Raw genomic sequence first — 19967 nt, forward strand, 5'->3', positions numbered from 1 at the left:
AGTAACAATCTGTGCTTATTAAAATTTTGCAGAATGGTAATGAAAAGACCCTACTCTTACAAGGTCTTTACCGCTCTGAGTCGGCTACAGCCCTTGCAGTATAGGGTCTCTGCTGATGTGGCACGTTGACACAGCACATAATTAACGCCCATAAAAAAAGCCCAGCTCCGAAGAGGCTGGGCTTTTTTTGAACGAAGCTGCGAATTAACGCTTCGAGTACTGCGGACGCTTACGCGCTTTACGCAGACCGACTTTCTTACGTTCAACTTCACGAGCATCGCGAGTTACGAAGCCTGCTTTGCGCAGAGCGCCACGCAGAGTTTCGTCGTACTGCATCAGTGCGCGAGTGATACCGTGGCGGATTGCGCCAGCTTGACCACTTACACCACCACCGATCACGGTGACGTAGATATCGAATTTCTCGACAGTCTCAGTCAGTTCCAACGGTTGACGAACTACCATGCGGGCAGTTTCGCGACCGAAGAAATTCTCCAGAGTGCGGTTGTTGATCGAGATGTTACCGGTACCTGGACGCAGGAAAACGCGTGCGGTTGCGGTTTTACGACGGCCAGTGCCGTAGTTTTGAGTCGCCGACATAATGAACTATTCCGTTAAAACTTCAGTTCTTGGGGCTGCTGAGCAGTATGAGGGTGAGCAGCGCCCGCATAGACTTTCAGCTTACGGTACATGTCGCGACCCAGTGGGTTTTTAGGCAGCATGCCTTTAACCGCGGTCTCGATCACGCGCTCAGGAGCTTTGGCGATCAGCTTTTCGAAGTTGATCGACTTAATCCCGCCCGGGAAACCGGAGTGAGAGTAGTACATTTTGTCAGTGGTTTTAGCACCAGTGACACGGATCTGCTCAGCGTTGATAACAACGATGTAATCACCGGTGTCAACGTGCGGAGTGTATTCCGGCTTGTGCTTGCCACGCAGACGGCTGGCGATCTCGGTGGCCAGACGACCCAGGGTCTGACCAGCAGCGTCGACGACAAACCAGTCGCGCTTTACTGTTTCTGGTTTAGCAGTAAAAGTTTTCATTCTTTATAGCCTCAGGGGCCGCCCTGTAAATTAGACGGCGGATCTTACTGAATAGTGCGTACTTTGACAAGTCAAAGGCAGCCGGATACAGACGCTATCGGGGGCTCGGGTCAGCGCGTCCGTTCAACGGCAAGATTCTTCGGCAGGCGGCGCATCACTTCCACTGCAGAAAGAGGTCGGCAATTATGCAGATTGCGAAAAAAAATACAACCTGCTTTTATGTTTGTTTACCCGAAGGAGCATCCGATGGACTATCGAAAGCTGGGCAGAACCGAAGTGAACGTCAGCGAAATTGCTCTCGGCACCATGACCTGGGGCGAGCAAAACACCCAGGCTGAAGCCTTCGAGCAGATTGCCTACGCCAAAAATGCCGGCATCAATTTCATCGACACCGCCGAGATGTATCCGGTCCCCCCAAAAGCCGAAACTTACGCCACAACCGAGCGCTATATCGGCAACTGGTTCAAGGAACACGGTGACCGCGCCGACTGGATTCTGGCCAGCAAGATCGCCGGCCCAGGCAATGGCATCGACTACATCCGTGACGGCCAGCTCAAACATAATCGGACCCACATTGTGCAAGCGCTGGATGCCAGCCTCAAGCGCCTGCAAACGGACTGGATCGACCTTTACCAACTGCATTGGCCTGAACGCAGCACCAACTTTTTCGGACAACTGGGCTACACGCACAACGCCGACGAGCAGTTCACACCACTGGAGGAAACCCTCGAGGCGCTGGACGAACAAGTCAAAGCCGGCAAAATCCGCCACATCGGCCTGTCCAACGAAACACCGTGGGCCACCATGAAGTTTCTGCAACTGGCCGAAAGCCGTGGCTGGCCACGTGCCGTTTCGATCCAGAACCCCTACAGCCTGCTCAACCGCAGCTTCGAAGTGGGCCTGGCTGAAATCGCCATTCGCGAACAATGCGGGCTTCTCGCCTACTCACCCCTGGCGTTCGGCATGCTCTCAGGCAAGTACAGTGGTGGCGCACAGCCGCCAAAAGGCCGCCTGAGCCTGTACAGCCGCTTCTCACGCTACTCCAACCCGCAAGCTGTTGCTGCCTGCGAGCGTTACGTGGCCCTGGCCCGTGAGCACGGTCTTGATCCGGCGCAAATGGCGTTGGCGTATGTCACCCAGCAACCCTTCGTGACCAGCAACATCATTGGCGCAACCACGATGGAGCAACTCAAAAGCAACATCGCCAGCGTTGATGTGAAGCTCTCGGATGAGGTTCTGGCGGGGATAGAAGCCATCCACAAGGATCAGCCAAACCCCGCGCCATAACCACGGTTATCAATCGTCCCGTAGCAGCTGGCACAGGCTGCGTTCGATTGCGTAGCGATCGTAAACCCAGGCACCGCGATTTTATTCAAAGATCGCTCCCCCCAGGTTTACGACGGCTTCGCCGCCGGACGCAGCCTGCGGCAGCTGCTACGGATTTAGCATGCAGCCCTAGACACACAGGATAAAAAATAAGACGATCCAGCCGTAAGTTGACCAATTTCACCTATAAGAATAATCAAATCATGTCTAATCAACTCTCTACGCCCCTGCGGCGCGTCAGCATATTGGCCATTGATCGGGTATTTGCTTCAACCCTGATGCAAGCCAAGGATTTTTTTCATCTGGCCAGCCTGCGGCATGGCAAACAATTGGGCCAAGGTCTGACCGCCAGTTTTGAAACCCGACTGGTCAGCCCTGACGGCTTGCCTGTGAGCAGCTTCAGCGATGTCGCCATTCCCGTCGATGGCGCACTGGAAGACACCGACATCATCATCCTCCCGGCCTTCTGGGACGACTTCGACACCCTCCTCCAACGCTACCCGCAAATCCTGCCGTGGCTGTGTGCCCAGCATGCGCGCGGTGCGGTGTTGTGTGCCGAAGCCACCGGCGCCTTCTGGCTGGCAGAAGCCGGCTTGCTGGACGGCAAGGAGGCGACCACTTACTGGCGCTTTTTCACGACCTTTGCCACTCGCTATCCGCAGGTGCAGCTTAATCAGGACAAGCACCTGACCGACGCCGACAACCTCTACTGCGCAGGTGGTCCGACCTCAGCCTGTGACCTCTATATCTACCTGATCGAGCGTTTTTGCGGCGCCAACATCGCCCAGGCCGTTGCCCGCGACATCCTCTACGAAGTGCAGCGCAACTACACCACGGGGCCTATCGGTTTTGGCGGGCAAAAACTGCATCAGGACGTGATCATCCTGCAGATCCAGCACTGGCTCGAAGAGCATTTTGCCGACAAATTCCGCTTTGAAGACGTGGCCCGCGAACACGGCATGAGCATTCGCAACTTTATGCGCCGCTTTCAGACCGCCACCGGCGACAAGCCCTTGCACTACCTGCAACGACTGCGCATCGAAACCGCTAAAGGGCTGCTCTCGGCCACCCGCAAAAGCATCAAGACCATCAGTTACGATGTGGGCTACGACGACGCGAGCTTCTTTGCGCGACTGTTTCGCCAACACACCGAACGCTCTCCCCATCAATACCGCCAGCAGTTTCAGCAAGCGGCTTGAGTCAGCGCCCTGAATGCAAAAGGCCTGCAATCGCAGGCCTTTTTTGTACAGCGTTTGACTAAGGCTTGTGCGCCCGCGTCAGGTACTCGTGGGACTGCATTTCAAGCAGACGACTCAGCGTGCGCTGGAATTCGAAATTCAATCGCCCGCCGGTGTAGAGGTCTTTGAGCTCAACCTCGGCCGAGATGATCAACTTGACGTTACGGTCGTAGAACTCGTCGACCATGTTGATAAACCGACGGGCAATATCGTCAGTTTTGACGTCCATTTGCTCGACCCCGCTGAGTATCACGGCATTGAAGATTTTGCCGAGCTCGATGTAGTCGTTCTGGCTACGCGGGCCATCGCACAGCTCACGGAAATCAAACCAGGCCACGTCATCGCACGTACGCAATGCACGGATGGTGCGGTTTTCGATGATCAGCTCATCGTTTTCGATTGCCCGGGTGGAGTTGTGCGTCAGCGCCTTGAAGCTTTCGCGCAGGGACTTTTCCGACTCCTCGTTCAACGGGAAGTGGAACAACTCTGCCTGCTCAAGGTGACGCAAACGGTAGTCGACGCCACTGTCGACGTTGACGATGTCAGTGTTCTGCTTGATCAAGGCAATCGCCGGCAAGAAGCGTGCACGCTGCAAACCGTCTTTGTACAAGCCGTCCGGCACGATGTTCGAGGTCGCGACCAGTGTCACGCCATTTTTGAACAACTCTTCCATCAGCGTGCCGAGAATCATGGCATCGGTAATGTCCGAGACAAAAAACTCGTCAAAACAGATCACCCGCGCCTCATCGGCAAAGCGCTTGGCAATGATGGTCAGCGGGTTCTTTTCGCCAGGAAGCGTGCGCATTTCTTCATGCACGCGCTTCATGAAGCGGTGAAAGTGCGTACGCACTTTCTCCTTGAATGGCAACGCGTCGAAAAAGGTATCAACCAGATAGGTTTTGCCCCGTCCAACACCGCCCCAGAAATACAGGCCCTTGACCGGCGTGCGTTCTTTTTTGCCGAACAGCTTGCCGAACATGCCCGGCTTGCTTTGCGAAGCGGCCACCAGGTCGTCGTACAGACGCTGCAAATGGCGCACAGCGTTTTCCTGCGCAGCATCGTGGAAGAAGTCCGGGCGTTTCAGATCTGCTTGGTATCGTTCTAGAGGCGTCATAATTCGTTAGCAAGGCAACAAAAACGGGCCGTCACTGTAGCGACGGCCCTGAGGAATGGCAATCAAACCTGTGTCGAAACGTCGCACTTTCTCAGTCTTGCGCAGGCACCAGCGCCACACGCAGAGCTTCGATAGCCGCATCACGGGCATCCGCGCCGGTAAACACCGGGCTGTCAGCCACACAGCTGTCGTTGAGCCACAGGCTAAAGCTCAGATCGTCGGTGCGAATATCAAGGGCTTCGCCACTCTGCAACTGCTTGGTCACCTGACCCGCGGCTTTGCCGTCGGCAAAACTGCGCGACAACAGCAACTGCTCACCATCGGCTGCCAGTAAACGGAAGCGGAAACTGCCATCTTCATCACGGAAGCTGACAAACCGCGGGCCTTTCGCCGCTTTCTTTTTGCTGGCAGCGCTGGTTTGCGCCGCGCCGACAAACGAACGCAGGCCAACTGCCTCACGCAGTTCAGCGAGAAAGGGCGTCGCTGTCTTGCGCGCCTTTTGCGCACCGGCCAACAGAATGTCTTCCATGTCGGCAGGACGCGACATCAGTTCGTGGTAACGCTCGCGTGACTCACCCAGCTCGCTGTCCAGCAGCTTGAACAGCCGCTCTTTGGCTTCTCCCCAGCCCATGCCCTGCAACAGCTCGCTACGGAACTCTGCCGCTTGCTCAGGCGTCGAGAACGCTTGATACAAGGTGAACAGGTGCGAATTGTCAGGGTCTTTCGGCTCACCCGGTGCACGGGAGTCGGTGACAATGCGCGAGATAGCGCTTTTCATGTCCTTGGCGCTGCTGAACAACGGAATGGTGTTGTCGTAGCTTTTGGACATCTTGCGGCCATCAAGACCCGGCAGCGTGGCTACGCTTTCTTCGATCAACGCCTGGGGCATGGCGAAAAACTCTTTGCCGTTGCCAAACAGGTGATTGAAACGCTGCCCAATATCACGGGCCATTTCCACGTGCTGGATCTGGTCGCGGCCGACCGGCACTTTGTGGGCGTTGAACATCAGGATGTCCGCCGCCATCAACACCGGGTAGCTGTACAGCCCCATGGTGATCCCCGCATCCGGGTCTTCGCCGTTTTCCAGGTTTTTGTCGACCGAGGCTTTGTAAGCGTGGGCGCGGTTGAGCAAGCCCTTGGCTGCCACACAGGTCAACAACCAGGTCAGCTCAGGGATTTCCGGAATGTCTGACTGGCGATAGAACGTAACGCGATCAACGTCCAGCCCGGCTGCCAGCCAGGTCGCGGCGATTTCCTGACGCGAACGCTGAATGCGCTGCGGGTCATCGCACTTGATGAGGGCGTGGTAGTCGGCCAGAAAGTAGAACGAGTCGGCATTGCTGTCACGGCTGGCCACGATCGCAGGGCGAATAGCCCCGGCGTAGTTGCCCAGGTGCGGCGTGCCGGTGGTGGTGATACCGGTAAGAATTCGGGTACGAGTGGTCATGGGTAATCGCTTATCAGGCTGCAATCATTTCGAAAGGCGTGGCGCTACCAACTCTTTGAGGTCAGTCAGCTTGCCGTGAAAAAAGTGCCCGCATTCTGCCACTTTCAGCAGCTCATGGGGACGTGACAGGTGTTCAGACCAGTCATACACCAGCTGGGGTTCAATCACTTCGTCGGTTTCAGGCTGGATCACAGTCAGCGCGCACTGCGCGGGCAGCGAGTCAGCATCACTTAAACGCATCACGGCAGGCGCGACCATAAACACGCGTTCAAGCGTGACGCCTGCTTTCTCAAGACGCCCGCCGAGGCTGGCCGCAACAAAACCGCCAAATGAAAAACCCAACAGGGTGATCGGTAAGCCCGGGTGCTTTTCGAGCAACCAGTTGGCCGCCGCGTACGCATCATCAACTTCACCGGCGCCCATGTCGTGGCTACCGGCGCTGGCTCCAGTGCCACGGTAATTGAATCGCAAGGTTACAAAATCGGCATCACGGGCCGTACGTTGCAGGGTTGAAACCACTTTATTCAACATCGTCCCACCCTGTACCGGGTTGGGATGACACAGCAACGCAAGGCCGCGAGGCTCAACGTGATCAAGGTATAAAGCTTCCAACTGGCCGACCGGGCCATCAATGAATAACGCTGTTTCACGCATAAGCAAAAAGGAACTCCGTGACCTAAAAGTGGGTCGACTCGTCTAGCTGATAGATTCTGTCTGAGATATTTGCGAGTGGATCGCGGTATACAGCGCAGGTCCGAGCCGTTAACGTAAAGCAAAGCCGTTTATAGAGGAAGGACTCGTGGAACACTCGCTCTTAATTTGGTTGTTGCCGACTCTAGCCTTGGTTGCCGGTGTCGCCATTGGTTTTCTGCTTGCTCGTCTGCTGCCCAATGCCGCGCCTAACCGCACGCAGCGTCAGCTAGACGACATCCAGGAACGTTTTGACAGTTATCAAAGTGAGGTGGTAACCCACTTCAACAGCACCGCCAATTTGATGAAGAAACTCAATCAGAGTCATCAGGACGTGCAAGAACATCTCGCCGAGGGTGCCAATCGTCTGGCCCTGGACGAGCTGACTCGCCAACGCCTGCTGGCCGCCCTGAATTCTGACGTGGCGCAACCCCATCGCGAGCGCATCACTCCGCCGCACAGCACCGAGCCGCCACTGGATTACGCGCCAAAAAGCGCAAACGGCCCTGGCATGCTGGATGAGCACTACGGCTTGAAGAAGTAATTTTTCCGGTTAAACGCTCACTAAAAAGCCCCGTGATCTGCAAGGATCACGGGGCTTTTTATTGGGTCTGTAGCCGCTGCCGAAGGCTGCGTCCGGCGGCAAAGCCGTCGCAACCTATGACAACCCGATTTATCTGTTTGACCGCAATCTCAACGTTTACGATTGCTTCGCAACCGGACGCCGCCTGCGGCAGCTGCTACGAAGCTTGCGTATACGTTAAGGGTATTGCTGAACAGTTCCTGCTTGCTGATAGTTCATACCCGGAATCGGCGCCAGGGTGATTTGCACGCGGCGGTTCATGGCACGACCATCAGGCGTTGCGTTGCTGGCAATCGGGTCCGCAGGCCCCATACCTTTGACCGTCAGGTACTGGCCGCTCACGCCCTGAGAGGTCAAATAGGTGGCCACGCTCTGCGCACGCTGCTGGGAAAGCTGCATGTTGTAGGCATAAGATCCGGTGTTGTCGGTGTAACCCACCACCTGAATTTGCTGTTGATTGTTCAATTGCTTCAAGGAGTTCGCCAAGGTGTTCAGCGGCTGATAGAAACTTGGGGCTATGTTCGCCGAGTTGGTGGCAAAGGTAATATTGCCCGGCATTACCAGCGTGATGTTGTCGCCCTGACGCTGAACTTCTACCCCGGTATTGGCCATGCTGGCACGCAATGCAGCTTCTTGTTTATCTGCGTAGTAACCATAGCCGGCAGCCCCAAGACCTGCCACCGCGGCACCAATCAGAGCGCCCTTGCCACGGTTATTGTGGTCGATGGCCGCACCTGCAACAGCACCGGCCAACGCTCCCAAACCACCGTAGGTAGCCGTTTTGCTCAGGCCAGTAGACCCTTGACCTTGATTGTCATAAGGGTTGGGGGAAGCGCAACCAGCCAGCAAGGCCATTGCACTGGCCGCAATAATCAAACGACGCGAGTTGAACATGGTGAAGCTCCTGTCAATCTTTCTGGGGGCAAAAACATGGGCGTTAGACTTCTGTGGAGCGTTGGAACACGACCAACGGTAAAAATTCCACCCACCCTTTGGGCGATTACGATAGCTGCCGGATCGCCAGCCCACAAATCAAGCCGCCTTAAAACACCCTCCCACAGATTGATTAACTCACCTCAGTAGCCCGAACCTGTCGCTTGAGCGCCCGTCACAATGGCGATACCCGAACTGGTGCCCAACCGCGTAGCACCCGCTTCAATCATCGCCACGGCTGTCGCGTAGTCGCGTACACCGCCCGATGCCTTGACGCCGATATCAGCACCCACCACCCGACGCATCAGCGCCACGTCTTCAACCGTAGCTCCGCTGCGGCTGAAGCCTGTGGAGGTTTTGACGAAAGCCACGTTCAACTCGCGGCAGATTTCACAGGCGCGGATTTTCTGCTCGTCATCCAGCAAGCACGTTTCAAGAATGACTTTCAGCGGCACGATGCCACACGCCTGCTTCACGGCGTCAATGTCATCACGTACAACCTCCAGCAACCCTTCTTTCAATGCGCCGATATTGAGCACCATATCGATTTCACCCGCACCAGCGGCAATCGCCTGCGCGGCTTCAAAGGCTTTACTGGCGGTTAAACCGGCACCCAGCGGGAAGCCCACCACAGCACAGACCTTCACCTTCTGACCCGCCAGCAATTGCGCTGCATGAGGCACTTGGCCAGAATTGACGCACACGGAATAAAACCCATGCTCCTGCGCTTCACGGCACAATGTGGCGATCTGCTCACGCGAGGCATCAGCGGCCAACAGCGTGTGATCGATATACTGGGCCAGTGCTGCGGGTTCAATCTTGATCATGCTTTAGATCCTTTTATGAGCCATGACCTGTGAGCGCATCAACGCCCCAAGCCAAACCTGTTGTGTTGCTAATTTAACAATTAGTGTTACTTTTTTACCACAATTAATCGACTGTCGGAATGCCTGTGGACCGTAAAAAATCAGATCGCATCAAACTGATCCAGCAAGCCCTGCAGGATCAGAAGGCCATTCATTTACGGGAAATGGCCGCCTTGCTGGACGTCTCGGAAATGACTCTGCGCCGCGATCTGGGCCGCTACCCGGACAAATTTCATCTGCTGGGAGGGCATATCACGCTGGCGTTCGACCCTTGCGACACGGCGGAATACAAGCTCGCCGAGCAAGGCACACGGCACGTCGAAGAGAAGCGCCGAATCGGTAAACTCGCTGCAGGGTTTATTCAGCCCGGCGACACCGTGTTCTTCGATTGCGGCACAACCGTTCCTTTTGTCGTGGACTTCATCCCCGACGATCTGGAGTTCACCGCGGTATGCAATTCACTCAACGTCCTGCTCAAACTTCAGCAGAAACCCAATTGCAGCATCGTGTTGTGTGGCGGCACCTTTCACCGAAAAAACCAGGTATTCGAACATCGCGATGAAAGCAGCATTCTGGACAGCGTTCGCCTGACCTGGGCCTTTGTATCGGCCGCAGGCGTCAGCCAGACCTTGGGCGTGACCTGTTTTAACTTCAACGAGGTCGAAGTCAAACAGAAGGTCTTGCGCCAAGCCCAGCACTGCATGTTGTTGGCCGACCACACCAAATTCGATGCCGTCAAAACAGCGCACTTCGCGACGCTTGAACAATTTCACGTGGTGGTCTCGGACAAAAAAATGCCCAAGACCTACCGCGATCTGATTCATGCAAACGGTGCCAAGGTGGTGATTTAACCCACCAACCCATCAGCTTCCAGTCGGCGCATTTCATCCGCCGACAAATAGCCTGTAGTCACGCTGAAAACCGCTCGCTCCCCGGCGTTCAGCGTGCGCACATGGCCCTTGGCCTTTTCTGCCAAATACCCTTCTGGCTCACACGTGGCGGGCAGCACGAAAGCCGCGACCTTTTGATCGGGGTTATGCAGAACCCAGCGCGCCGCATGCTCAAACTGCTCGGGCTTGTAGCGCGTGTAAAAAGCCGCCCCCTGTGGATGCTTAAGCAAAAAATGCGCGTCACCGTTGACGTCAGCCTTCACACCCTCGAAAAAGCATACGATTTCCGGGTCGTACAAGCCGGGGCTGTCCAGCGTCGACAAGCGTTCAGGCGCTTCGGTCAAGTCAGCCATATAGGCCGACCACGCAGGCGTGGGCTTAACATGCGCCGGAACACTGCTGCGCATGCGTGCACGCGCAACACCTAACGGCTGGACGAATTGCCCCTGCGCCACATAGGCGTAATTCATATGCGCCATGTACATCAGGTCCATCGGCTTGCCGGCAAGATTGCTCACGTCCATGCCGATATCGAACAACGCCGTTCCCGCCCGCAACGTGACGCTGGGGCACGCGCGATAATGATCGCCAAAACCCTGAACGTACTCGTACTCCCCGCCCACGCTGAGGAACACACCGTCTGCATCCTCCCCCACTTCGAGCCAGGCCCTATCCATCGGCGCGCAGGGCATTTCGCCGTGTATCGGATGGTCGTCCTGGGGTGAAGGGCAGCCGTTGCGCAGCAAGCCGCTGTGAAACATAAAGCAGCCGTACGTACCCAGCACGGTGGGGCTGGGGCGCGGCTGGCTGAACATGTTGCCCATGGTCAGGTTGCAACCGTCGAACACGGCAGACCACACCATCTGCCCCTGATACGGCAGCACCACCACGCGTCCCCGGTTGTTTTCCAGCGCCAGCGCTTTCACCCCCGAAGGATAGGTCCAGGCCAGCACGCGAAAATCAGAGGATTCGAGCAGTGTCTTTTCTGCACTGCCAAATAATTCCGGATACAACGCCAACGTGACCGTCTTCGCAGGCGTGCTCATGAAGCCACCACTGCACACACCGGCAACGGCTCTGTGCGGGTATCACGCAGGCATTTGAGCGCATAGGCAACGATCACCACAAAGCACACCAATGGCACGCTGTAGGCCAGCTGCATATTGCCGTGGGTCGCGTCAGACAACAGCCCTTGAAAGATCGGAATCACACCGCCGCCGACAATGCTCATCACCAACAGTGAACCACCCACACCCGTGTCTTCGCCCAGACCATCAATGGTCAGGCCGTAGATGGTCGGCCAGCATGGTCCCAGGAAAATACTCACGCCCACCGCGGCGTACACCGCTGTGATATTGGGCACCAGAATGGTGTAGGCCAGCAGCACAATGGCCAGCACACCATAAATGGCCAGCACTTTGGCCGGGTGCATTTTGCGCATCATAAAGTTGGCAATCAGCTTGCCCACAAAATACGCAGCAAACGTGGTGATCAAAAACCACGACGCACTGCGCTCGTTCATTCCGCCCATTTGCATGGCCAGCCGAATAGTGAAGCTCCACACACCCACCTGCGCCCCGACGTACAAAAACTGCGCCAGCACACCGAAGGTAAAGCGCGGGTTACGCCACAACCGCGACAGGCTTTGGCCCACGCTGCTGGTTTTCACACGGTCTTTGACAATGCCTTTGCACGCAGGAAACTTAGTGATGGCGATCAAGATAAACATCAGCACCAGCACAGCGATCATCCACTTGTAGGGCAGCAAGGTGGACTGAATCATCTGCAACTGCTCAACCGCCGCTTCTGACGCGCTCATTTGCGTCAACTGCTCGCGGGTGGCGTCCGTGTCCTTGAACATCACAAAGCTGCCGACATACACCCCGGCCATCGCGCCGAACGGGTGGAAGGTCTGCGAAATATTCAAACGGCGCGTGCCGGTTTCACGCGGCCCCATGAGTGTGGAGTAGGTGTTGCAGGCAGTTTCAAGAAACGACAGGCCTGCTGCAATTACAAACAGCGCCAGCAGGAACATGCCGTATTTAGCCGTGGCAGCCGCCGGGAAAAACAGCAGGCAGCCACCCATGTACAGCAGTAGTCCGATCAAAATGGTGGTCTTGTAGCTAAATCGCTTGACCACCATCGCTGCCGGAATCGCCAGAAAGAAGTACCCCAGATAAAACGCCGACTGCACGAAAGCGGTTTCAAAATCGCTGAGCAAGAAGGCTTTTTTGAAGTGCGCGATCAGCACATCGTTCATGCCCGCGGCCGCCGCCCACATGGCAAAAATGCTGCACAACAGCAGGAACGCGAACCACGGCGTACGGTTGAGGTAGAAACCATCAGGGGATTGTTGGAGCGCGGATTTTGTCATTATTGTTCTCCGTGATCTGCGGGATGCCGCGTGCGCCCTAGTCTGTGAAGGGCTTCACGCAGCGGCTTAAAGTGACGCTAAAAACTGCGCGAACGGGGCCGCGTCCGGGTAGGAGGTTTGCGTGCCGAGGCCGGTGACCGAAAACGCGGAATAGGCCACGGCCAAGGTCATGGCGTGGCGGATGTCACCGTCCTGGCTCCAGTGATGGGCAAAGCAACCGATAAACGCATCGCCCGCACCCGTGGTGTCACGCGCGGCGACGTTGAGGCCTTCGACCCGAAACTCACCCTCCTCGCCCACGTACAGCGCGCCGTTGGCACCCAGGGTGACAATCACATGACGTATGCCGTCTTCAACCAATTGGCGTGCAGCGATAAGGGCAGATTCAGGCCCGTCTACCGTAAGGCCGGTGATCAGTGCCAGCTCGGTTTCGTTGGGGATAAAAAAATCCAGCTGCGACAAGTGCGCGTGGCTCAAGCCTGCCACCGCAGGTGCAGGGTTGAGCAACACCTGAATGCCGTTACGCTTGGCAAAGTCGATGGCGTAGTAAACGGTGTCGAGCTCTATTTCGAGTTGCAGGACGATCAGCTTGCAGTCGCGCAAATCGCTTTGCGCGGCATCAATATCCGCAGGTTTGAGGTGAGCGTTGGCACCTTTGATGATCAGAATGCTGTTGTGCGAATCGCACTTCACAAATATCGGAGCCACACCGCTGGACACACCCGGTACACGCTCGACATAACGGGTATCAATGCCAAAGCGTTTGAAATTGGCCAGGGTGTTATCGGCAAACATGTCGTCGCCAACCTTGCTCAACATCAGCACGTCAGCCCCCAGTTTGGCAGCGGCAACGGCCTGATTGGCCCCCTTGCCGCCACAGCCCATGGCAAAATCGGGAGCTTCTAGGGTTTCGCCCTGCGCAGGCATCCGGTCGATATAGGTGATCAAATCCACCATGTTGCTGCCAATGACCGCGATCTTGTTCATCAATAATTACCTTGTGAACGCCACGACTCAGTGCTCGCTGGCGCTATTATTTTTGTTATTTAAATAACATTTACTGTGACTATTCAATCTTTTTGTTTGCCCTCTGATGAAGGGCACAATAAAAAATGGGCCAGACATTACTGTCTGGCCCATTAGAGGCGGCACCAATTGCGTAGCAGTTGCCGAAGGCTACGTCCGATTGCGAAGCGATCGTAAAACTGGAACTTGTGATCTGCCTGCTAAATCGCAAGGGCTGATTTGCGACGACTTCGTCGCCGAACGTCGCCTTCGGCAACTGCTACGGGATTCAGGCGGCGTTGCGCAAGGTTGGTAAACGCACCAGCGACCAGCCTGCCTCCGGCTCGGCCAAGGCCAGGCGCTGGCCTTGATCAGGCAGGGGCTGCAAGAGTTTTGAGGCCAGATCACCGACCATCCAGTTGGGACTATTGGACGCGATCACGCGGCCATCCACTGCGATCAATACCGCTTCGTGTTCAAGTCGCATCAAACTGCGAATCAACAGACGCTCAACGTTGTGCAGCGACAGATCCAGCCCCGCCACCCCGATAAAACGACCGTCGACCACAATCGGCATGGTGAAGGTCAGCACATACATATTGGTGCCGTAGAGGTCGACGTAAGGGCCTTCTACACAGCTCGATCCTGTACTGCGCGGGCGACTGAACCAAGGCATGGCGGTGTAGTCGTAAAAGTTCTCGCGACGCAGGTCGAAATTCGGTCGCAAGGGCATGGTTTTTCCGCCATCTGCCAAATACCACCATTCCAGATGCATCTCGCGATCCGCCAGACAACCCGGCTCCAGAATCACCCCACCCCCACAGCCAAATGCGCCGGTGGCCAGCAGCTGCCGGTCTATGCCAGGGCGCAGGGTGGTCAGGTCTTTTGCTGTGGGTTGACGGCCTTCCGCCAGTACTCGCACCCAGAGGCCGAGGGTCTCATCCACTAGCTGACGGACCTGACCGAAGATCGTCTCCAGTGTGCTGTTGAGCTGCTGAATACAGGCACCAAGGGGAGCATTCTCACTCGCGGCGAACATGGCATTACCTCACGCAGTTTGGGGCTTTCTTTTTATGGGTTACGGCTGTGCTTCTGACATTACCTTGAACATTCACGCAATAACCACGCCAGACTCACGCGGTTTCATCGCCTGCGGCCAGCAGCTCCAGACGCAGGCCGATCAGGCGTTTAATGCCGCGCACGACATGAGCCTCTGCCAGCGCACCGGCCAATACCACATCGTTATTGACCAACGCTTGCAGGATCGCCCGGTGCTCCTGCTCGACCAGCGTCACGTCATTGCCGCCAATCGCGTCCAGCCACAGCAGCTCGCCCACTTCTGATTGCAAACGCATTTCGGCGTTGGTCAGCCTCAGCGATTGCGCGGCGGCGGCCACTTCAATGTGAAAGCGTGCGTCTGCACGGTGCCGTGCCTGCCGCGTCTTGGCATGGTGCAAGGCATCAATGTGCTGAGCGATACGGGCATGGTGCTCGGGTGAACTGCGTTGCGCGGCCAAGCGTGCCGCAGTCCCGGAAATGGCCATGTGTTCATCGCCCAAATCGCGCAAGTCCGGGCCGCTGATGTCTTTAAGACGTTGCAACAACAGGGCTTCGGGCAACTCCACCGGCGCACAGACAAAACTGCCGCCATTGCGCCCGCGCCGGGTCTCGATCAATCCGCGCTGGCGCAGCACCACTAGAGCTTCACGCAAGGTGACCGTCGCGACACCCAGTTGCAGTGCAAGCTCACTCTCGCTGGGCAGTTGCTGCCCTTCGGCGAACAATCCCAGTTCAATCGCTTCCACCAGCCGCCTCGCGACCTCATCGGTACGGCCTTCCTGGCGCAACCGTATAAAGGCGGTACTGCGGGCTGTATTCAGGGCACTCATCGGTTCTCCACATTCCTCGACTTGCAGGTAACTGCCGCCCTTGTGGGGCAAAGAGGCATTTAAAGGTTCGGATTCGTATCTTATAGCGATTAAAGCCCCCCTGATAGGCGAAATATCAGCACGGCTTGCACACGCGACAAACTTTAAGATATGTTTCCATATGTTTAAGATGCCTACGATGTAACGTCACGGGCATCTTCTGCTCTTTGCGACTTTCCACCCGCACGCTGACCAAGGGATACGCCATGCAAACCAAACTTCTGATCAACGGCCAGCTGGTCGACGGCGAAGGCACTTGCCAACCTGTTTACAACCCGTCGCTGGGCACTGTGCTGGTGGACATTGCCGAAGCCAGCACGCGCCAGGTCGAAGCTGCCGTCCTCGCCGCCGACCAAGCATTTGAAGGCTGGGCACAAACGGCCCCCAAAGACCGCGCGCAGTTACTGCTCAAGCTGGCTGATCGAATCGAGGAGCAGGCAGAAACCCTGGCCCGCCTGGAGTCACTCAACTGCGGCAAGCCTTTTCAGGCCGCGCTGAATGACGAAATCCCCGCCATTGCTGATGTATTTCGCTTCTTCGCCGGCGCCAGCCGCTGCATGTCCGGCTCGGCTGGCGGTGAATACCTGCCAGGGCACACGTCAATGATTCGCCGCGATCCGCTGGGCGTTGTGGCCTCTATCGCACCCTGGAATTACCCGCTCATGATGGTCGCCTGGAAACTCGCGCCTGCACTGGCCGCCGGTAACTGCGTTGTGCTTAAACCCTCGGAACAGACTCCGCTCAGCGCTTTGAAACTGGCTGAAATCATCGCCGAGCTGTTCCCTGCAGGCGTGGTCAACATTTTGTTCGGTCGCGGGCCGAGCGTTGGCGAGCCGCTGGTCACTCACCCCAAGGTGCGATTGGTCTCCCTGACCGGCTCAGTGGCCACCGGCGCGCGCATCATCGGCGCCACCGCCAGCAGCGTAAAACGCACCCATATGGAATTGGGCGGCAAAGCGCCCGTACTGATTTTCAACGATGCCGACATCGACGCCGCCGTTGAAGGCATCCGCGCCTTCGGTTTTTACAACGCGGGCCAGGACTGCACCGCCGCATGCCGCCTCTATGTGCAAGAAGGCGTTTACGAGCAATTCGTTGCAAAACTGGGTGCTGCTGTAGGCACCATTCGCCATGGCTTACAGGACGATCCCGACACCGAACTCGGCCCTTTGATTACCCGCGACCACTTGGAGCGGGTCGCAGGCTTTGTGGAGCGGGCCAAGGCTCAGCCGCACATCCGCGTCATCACCGGCGGCAACCGCGTCGAAGGGCCGGGCTTTTTCTTTGAGCCCACGGTGCTGGCCGACGCCCGCCAGGACGATGAAATCGTCCAGCGCGAAGTCTTTGGCCCAGTGGTGACGATCACCCCGTTTACGGACGAAGCCCAAGCCCTGGCGTTCGCCAACGACTCGGATTACGGCCTGGCGTCTTCGGTCTGGACACAAGATGTGGGGCGCGCCAATCGCCTCGCCTCGCGCCTGCAATATGGCTGCACTTGGGTAAACACGCACTTCATGCTCGTCAGCGAAATGCCCCACGGCGGCATGAAACAATCTGGCTATGGCAAGGACATGTCCATGTACGGACTGGAAGACTACACCTGCGTCCGCCATGTGATGTTCAAGCACTGATTCGCACCCTGTTCGAGCACGCAGCCACTTAGCGCACCTTTACAGAGCAATAAGTGGCCGCAGCAAGCGAGCAAAAGGGCCAGATTTTGGCCTTGATACTAAAACATATAAAACAAGATGAAATATGGCATAGGTTCTGCTTTGTATTTGGCATGAACTTGAAGCCGCCATCCTTTGTTACCGAACGGCACCGTGGCGGTAACGTATTAAGAGGTGTGTAACCATGCTTATCACCGGCATTAAAAGCCGCCCCGTCTATGACGTGCTGCGCCCCATGGAGGGAGGCCTGCGCCACCTGATCGCAGGTCAGGGCAGCGGCGGTACGGCCATGCTGCGGCTGATTGAGGAAATGACCCCGAGCCAGCGCCAGAACAGCACGTTGCTCTACTCCACCGAATCGTTTTCCGGGCACAACCACCTCAGCGCGCTGAAACACAGCGCCGCCGACGATTTGCACGTTTTTGCCAGCAATCAACAGCTGCTTAAAGCCTTGCATACGTGGCTGGGCAACGCCCACATGGGCACCCGCCTGTACCTCAGCGGCTCAGAGAGCTTTATCGGCACAGCGATGCAAGCCGCCAACGCGGTGGACCTGAACCGTGACGAAGTGCTGCGCGAACACAGCGGCACTCTGGTACGCCGCGTCTGGTGCGTGCACTGCGACACCTACACCGAAAACGTAACCCAACGCCTGTTCACCTGCCCCGGTTGCCAGCTCAATCTGGTCGTACGCGATCATTACTCACGCCGCCTGGCGGCGTTTCAAGGCATCAAGGCCGATGGCGAAGTACCGGGCGAACTGCCCCCTGCCGAGGAGCTGGACACATGAGTACGCATAACGGAACACTCAGCGTGCGGGTTGCCCGCATTGAGGCCATGACCCCGGAAATTACCCGCTTCACCCTGGTCGACCCGGACGGCAAACACTTGCCGGCGTTTTCCGGCGGCAGCCATGTGGTGGTGCTGGTGCCTAATGGCGAGAAAACCCTGCGCAACGCCTACTCGCTGATGAACTCACCGTATGACTCCAGCGCCTACCAGATCGCCGTACGCCGAGTCAGTGAAGGTCGGGGTGGCTCGCGCTACCTGCATGACCAGTTGAACGAAGGCGACCTGATTCAAATACTGCAACCTGCCAACCTATTCCCGCTGGCCAAACATGCGCGCCAGCATGTGTTTATCGCGGGCGGTGTGGGCATCACACCGGTCTATTCGCAGCTCGAAGAACTGCTGCTCAAACAGGCCGATTTCGAACTGCACCTGGCGGTTCGCGGCCCGGAGCACACCGCACTGGGCCACGAATTAAAAGCGCGCTACGGCGAGAAGGTCACACTGTACGTGCCGGGTGAAGGCCCGCGCATGAACATTCGCCAGATCCTCACCGACCGCCCGCTGGGCAGCCACGTATATGCGTGCGGCCCCGACAGCATGATCGACGACACCCTGGCCAGCGCCCGCGCACTGGGCTGGACTGACAGCCATGTGCACTTCGAGCGCTTCGTCGAACAAGGCTCCAACGGCCAGCCGTTCACCGTCACCCTGGCGCGTCAAGGCGTGACGCTGGAAGTGCCGCCCGATCAATCGTTGCTGGAAGCAGCCGAACAGGCCGGTTATCAGGTGCCGTACCTGTGCCGTGGCGGTGCCTGCGGTTACTGCGAAACCGAAGTGCTGGAGCTTGAAGGCGAACTGGATCATCGCGACGACTGGCTCAGCGAAGAAGACAAACTCAGCCAGCGCAAATTTATGCCGTGCGTGTCCCGCGCCACGTGTAGCCGCCTGGTCGTAGACCTCTAATTCAGGAACTCAAAGATGACTGCTTTCAAGCCAATCGAAACCTATTCCGGCGACTACACCTACAGCAACAGCCGCGAAGCGGTCACGCGCCTGCCCTTCCCGTACCCGGAAGACCAGTACATGTACTCGATGAACGTCGAACCGCATGTGCCATTCGGCCAAGGAGCCCTGCGCGCCCAATTCGACATCGACGAACATTACATCTCCGAGTGCCATCATCGCGCCCAGACGCTGGAGAACGAGCCCGGTGTTCACTACGCCGCGCTGCCGCACATGATGGAAGCCCAATGGGACTTGCTGGAGTTGCTGATGGAGTCCTACTCCCGTGACTTCCCAGAGCACTTCACCCTGGAGAAAAACGGCAGCCAGTGGCACTGGATCAACCGCCCGCTGCAAATTAATCAGACCTTTACCTTCGGTGACACCAGCACCTTGCCGATGGAACCGATGGAATACATCACCCGTCAGGCCCAGGGCGAATTCATCCTGCTCGAAGAGCGCGACGAAACCCTGATCATGGGCGCAGGCATGGCCACTCAGCGAGCGGACTACTCGTTGCGTTTCAACCTGGGCATGAGCTTTATGGAGTTTCATGGCCCGGTGCCAAAGCTGCATGAGATGGGCATCCTGCAACGCGCCCTGAAGTTCCTGCTGCGCCTGCAACCCGGTCACCCGGTGCGCCGCACCAACTGGTCGATCACGGTTAACCCGCGCCTTGAAACATCGGCTGAAACCTTGCCGGACTGGGCGCCGGATCGCACCATCGTCACCGCCGAAAACGCCGGCGAGCTGGTCAACCTGCGCGTCGAACTGCAACCGCTGCACCGCCTGCCGCGCAGCAACGCCGTGTTGTTTCCGGTGCGTACCTATCTGGTGAGCCTCGCGCAACTGGCAGAATTCGCCCCGCAATGGGCCAAACGCATGCACCGGGTGATCCGCGATCTGGATCAGGAACTGGTGGACTACAAAGGCTTTACCCGTTACCGCGATGCCATGGTGACGTGGCTGTCGCAGTACGACGACGGCACGCCGGTTGACGAAAGCCAGCAATAACGTTTGTACCTGTAGCGCGCCTGTTCAGGCGCGCTTTTTTTAAACCTAGGGATCA

General features: G+C 57.1%; 20 protein-coding genes. 8 read left to right on the forward strand and 12 right to left on the reverse strand.

Features of this window, described 5'->3' with window-relative positions; genetic code table 11:
- Positions 1–204: 204 nt before the first annotated feature.
- A complete protein-coding gene (gene rpsI / locus EQV93_RS01940; RefSeq protein WP_003216038.1) occupies positions 205–597 on the reverse strand; it encodes a 30S ribosomal protein S9 in 393 nt (130 codons plus the stop codon).
- A gap of 14 nt (positions 598–611) precedes the next feature.
- Positions 612–1040 carry a 50S ribosomal protein L13 gene (gene rplM / locus EQV93_RS01945; RefSeq protein ID WP_007917032.1) on the reverse strand — a complete coding sequence of 143 codons (429 nt, stop codon included), beginning with the start codon at positions 1038–1040 and terminating at the stop codon, positions 612–614.
- A gap of 246 nt (positions 1041–1286) precedes the next feature.
- Here rplM and EQV93_RS01950 point away from each other — a divergent pair, with 246 nt between their 5' ends.
- The gene (locus EQV93_RS01950; protein WP_122785740.1) at positions 1287–2327 is read left to right on the forward strand and encodes an NADP(H)-dependent aldo-keto reductase; all 1041 of its coding nucleotides are present in this window, start codon (positions 1287–1289) and stop codon (positions 2325–2327) included.
- 341 nt (positions 2328–2668) lie between these two features.
- Positions 2669–3565 carry a GlxA family transcriptional regulator gene (locus tag EQV93_RS01955; protein ID WP_199750919.1) on the forward strand — a complete coding sequence of 299 codons (897 nt, stop codon included), beginning with the start codon at positions 2669–2671 and terminating at the stop codon, positions 3563–3565.
- A gap of 58 nt (positions 3566–3623) precedes the next feature.
- Here EQV93_RS01955 and zapE read toward each other — a convergent pair whose 3' ends face one another.
- The 3 genes from zapE to EQV93_RS01970 form a co-directional block, all read right to left on the reverse strand.
- Positions 3624–4718 carry a cell division protein ZapE gene (gene zapE, locus EQV93_RS01960; protein ID WP_122785741.1) on the reverse strand — a complete coding sequence of 365 codons (1095 nt, stop codon included), beginning with the start codon at positions 4716–4718 and terminating at the stop codon, positions 3624–3626.
- 91 nt (positions 4719–4809) lie between these two features.
- Positions 4810–6165 carry a tryptophan--tRNA ligase gene (locus EQV93_RS01965; protein WP_240890788.1) on the reverse strand — a complete coding sequence of 452 codons (1356 nt, stop codon included), beginning with the start codon at positions 6163–6165 and terminating at the stop codon, positions 4810–4812.
- 24 nt (positions 6166–6189) lie between these two features.
- Complete coding sequence (locus EQV93_RS01970; protein WP_240890893.1) at positions 6190–6819, reverse strand: alpha/beta hydrolase; 630 nt, start codon at positions 6817–6819, stop codon at positions 6190–6192.
- A gap of 145 nt (positions 6820–6964) precedes the next feature.
- Between EQV93_RS01970 and EQV93_RS01975 the strand changes: the two genes are divergently transcribed.
- Positions 6965–7399 (forward strand): YhcB family protein, encoded by a 435-nt coding sequence (locus EQV93_RS01975; RefSeq protein WP_122785744.1) that lies wholly within the window; start codon positions 6965–6967, stop codon positions 7397–7399.
- 216 nt (positions 7400–7615) lie between these two features.
- On the opposite strand, the gene EQV93_RS01980 is transcribed toward EQV93_RS01975, so the two are convergent.
- Complete coding sequence (locus tag EQV93_RS01980) at positions 7616–8332, reverse strand: OmpA family protein (RefSeq protein WP_146384238.1); 717 nt, start codon at positions 8330–8332, stop codon at positions 7616–7618.
- Between the two features lie 182 nt (positions 8333–8514).
- Positions 8515–9198, reverse strand: a complete 684-nt coding sequence (gene deoC / locus EQV93_RS01985; protein WP_146425582.1) for a deoxyribose-phosphate aldolase — start codon at positions 9196–9198, stop codon at positions 8515–8517.
- 119 nt (positions 9199–9317) lie between these two features.
- Here deoC and deoR point away from each other — a divergent pair, with 119 nt between their 5' ends.
- Positions 9318–10088: a DNA-binding transcriptional repressor DeoR gene (gene deoR / locus EQV93_RS01990; protein ID WP_240890789.1), complete on the forward strand. Its 771-nt coding sequence runs from the start codon at positions 9318–9320 to the stop codon at positions 10086–10088.
- Here the strand turns inward: deoR and EQV93_RS01995 are convergent.
- The 5 genes from EQV93_RS01995 to EQV93_RS02015 form a co-directional block, all read right to left on the reverse strand.
- Positions 10085–11173, reverse strand: coding sequence for an aldose 1-epimerase family protein (locus EQV93_RS01995; protein ID WP_240890790.1), 1089 nt, complete (start codon positions 11171–11173; stop codon positions 10085–10087). The genes deoR and EQV93_RS01995 overlap by 4 nt on opposite strands.
- The gene (fucP, locus tag EQV93_RS02000; RefSeq protein ID WP_122785748.1) at positions 11170–12501 is read right to left on the reverse strand and encodes an L-fucose:H+ symporter permease; all 1332 of its coding nucleotides are present in this window, start codon (positions 12499–12501) and stop codon (positions 11170–11172) included. The genes EQV93_RS01995 and fucP overlap by 4 nt, the downstream gene beginning before the upstream one ends.
- A 66-nt stretch (positions 12502–12567) precedes the next feature.
- Positions 12568–13488 (reverse strand): ribokinase, encoded by a 921-nt coding sequence (gene rbsK / locus EQV93_RS02005; RefSeq protein WP_122785749.1) that lies wholly within the window; start codon positions 13486–13488, stop codon positions 12568–12570.
- Between the two features lie 307 nt (positions 13489–13795).
- Entirely contained in the window at positions 13796–14545 is a 750-nt protein-coding gene (locus tag EQV93_RS02010; RefSeq protein ID WP_122785750.1) for a PDC sensor domain-containing protein, read from the reverse strand.
- Between the two features lie 94 nt (positions 14546–14639).
- Positions 14640–15395: a FadR/GntR family transcriptional regulator gene (locus tag EQV93_RS02015; RefSeq protein ID WP_122785751.1), complete on the reverse strand. Its 756-nt coding sequence runs from the start codon at positions 15393–15395 to the stop codon at positions 14640–14642.
- A gap of 245 nt (positions 15396–15640) precedes the next feature.
- On the opposite strand from EQV93_RS02015, the gene EQV93_RS02020 reads away from it, so the two are divergent.
- From EQV93_RS02020 to EQV93_RS02035, 4 genes are all read left to right on the forward strand, one after another.
- A complete protein-coding gene (locus EQV93_RS02020) occupies positions 15641–17065 on the forward strand; it encodes a gamma-aminobutyraldehyde dehydrogenase (RefSeq protein ID WP_240890791.1) in 1425 nt (474 codons plus the stop codon).
- Positions 17066–17288: 223 nt separating this feature from the next.
- On the forward strand, positions 17289–17894 hold the full coding sequence (locus EQV93_RS02025) for a dimethylamine monooxygenase subunit DmmA family protein (RefSeq protein WP_122785753.1): 606 nt from the start codon (positions 17289–17291) through the stop codon (positions 17892–17894).
- On the forward strand, positions 17891–18859 hold the full coding sequence (locus EQV93_RS02030) for a PDR/VanB family oxidoreductase (RefSeq protein WP_122785754.1): 969 nt from the start codon (positions 17891–17893) through the stop codon (positions 18857–18859). Before EQV93_RS02025 ends, EQV93_RS02030 begins: the two co-directional genes overlap by 4 nt.
- A 15-nt stretch (positions 18860–18874) precedes the next feature.
- Positions 18875–19912, forward strand: coding sequence for a heme-dependent oxidative N-demethylase family protein (locus tag EQV93_RS02035; RefSeq protein ID WP_122785755.1), 1038 nt, complete (start codon positions 18875–18877; stop codon positions 19910–19912).
- The last annotated feature ends 55 nt before the right edge of the window (positions 19913–19967 follow it).

The organism is Pseudomonas sp. TMW22091, assembly GCF_022496705.1.
GTDB classification, from domain to species: domain Bacteria; phylum Pseudomonadota; class Gammaproteobacteria; order Pseudomonadales; family Pseudomonadaceae; genus Aquipseudomonas; species Aquipseudomonas saxonica.

Bases quoted from the DNA above. Each gene is read 5' to 3' on its own strand.
- rpsI (WP_003216038.1), bottom strand. From the start codon at position 597: ATGTCGGCGACTCAAAACTACGGCACTGGCCGTCGTAAAACCGCAACC.
- rplM (WP_007917032.1), bottom strand. From the start codon at position 1,040: ATGAAAACTTTTACTGCTAAACCAGAAACAGTAAAGCGCGACTGGTTT.
- EQV93_RS01950 (WP_122785740.1), top strand. From the start codon at position 1,287: ATGGACTATCGAAAGCTGGGCAGAACCGAAGTGAACGTCAGCGAAATT.
- zapE (WP_122785741.1), bottom strand. From the start codon at position 4,718: ATGACGCCTCTAGAACGATACCAAGCAGATCTGAAACGCCCGGACTTC.
- EQV93_RS01965 (WP_240890788.1), bottom strand. From the start codon at position 6,165: ATGACCACTCGTACCCGAATTCTTACCGGTATCACCACCACCGGCACG.
- EQV93_RS01970 (WP_240890893.1), bottom strand. From the start codon at position 6,819: ATGCGTGAAACAGCGTTATTCATTGATGGCCCGGTCGGCCAGTTGGAA.
- EQV93_RS01980 (WP_146384238.1), bottom strand. From the start codon at position 8,332: ATGTTCAACTCGCGTCGTTTGATTATTGCGGCCAGTGCAATGGCCTTG.
- deoC (WP_146425582.1), bottom strand. From the start codon at position 9,198: ATGATCAAGATTGAACCCGCAGCACTGGCCCAGTATATCGATCACACG.
- deoR (WP_240890789.1), top strand. From the start codon at position 9,318: ATGCCTGTGGACCGTAAAAAATCAGATCGCATCAAACTGATCCAGCAA.
- EQV93_RS01995 (WP_240890790.1), bottom strand. From the start codon at position 11,173: ATGAGCACGCCTGCGAAGACGGTCACGTTGGCGTTGTATCCGGAATTA.
- fucP (WP_122785748.1), bottom strand. From the start codon at position 12,501: ATGACAAAATCCGCGCTCCAACAATCCCCTGATGGTTTCTACCTCAAC.
- rbsK (WP_122785749.1), bottom strand. From the start codon at position 13,488: ATGAACAAGATCGCGGTCATTGGCAGCAACATGGTGGATTTGATCACC.
- EQV93_RS02010 (WP_122785750.1), bottom strand. From the start codon at position 14,545: ATGTTCGCCGCGAGTGAGAATGCTCCCCTTGGTGCCTGTATTCAGCAG.
- EQV93_RS02015 (WP_122785751.1), bottom strand. From the start codon at position 15,395: ATGAGTGCCCTGAATACAGCCCGCAGTACCGCCTTTATACGGTTGCGC.
- EQV93_RS02020 (WP_240890791.1), top strand. From the start codon at position 15,641: ATGCAAACCAAACTTCTGATCAACGGCCAGCTGGTCGACGGCGAAGGC.
- EQV93_RS02025 (WP_122785753.1), top strand. From the start codon at position 17,289: ATGCTTATCACCGGCATTAAAAGCCGCCCCGTCTATGACGTGCTGCGC.
- EQV93_RS02030 (WP_122785754.1), top strand. From the start codon at position 17,891: ATGAGTACGCATAACGGAACACTCAGCGTGCGGGTTGCCCGCATTGAG.
- EQV93_RS02035 (WP_122785755.1), top strand. From the start codon at position 18,875: ATGACTGCTTTCAAGCCAATCGAAACCTATTCCGGCGACTACACCTAC.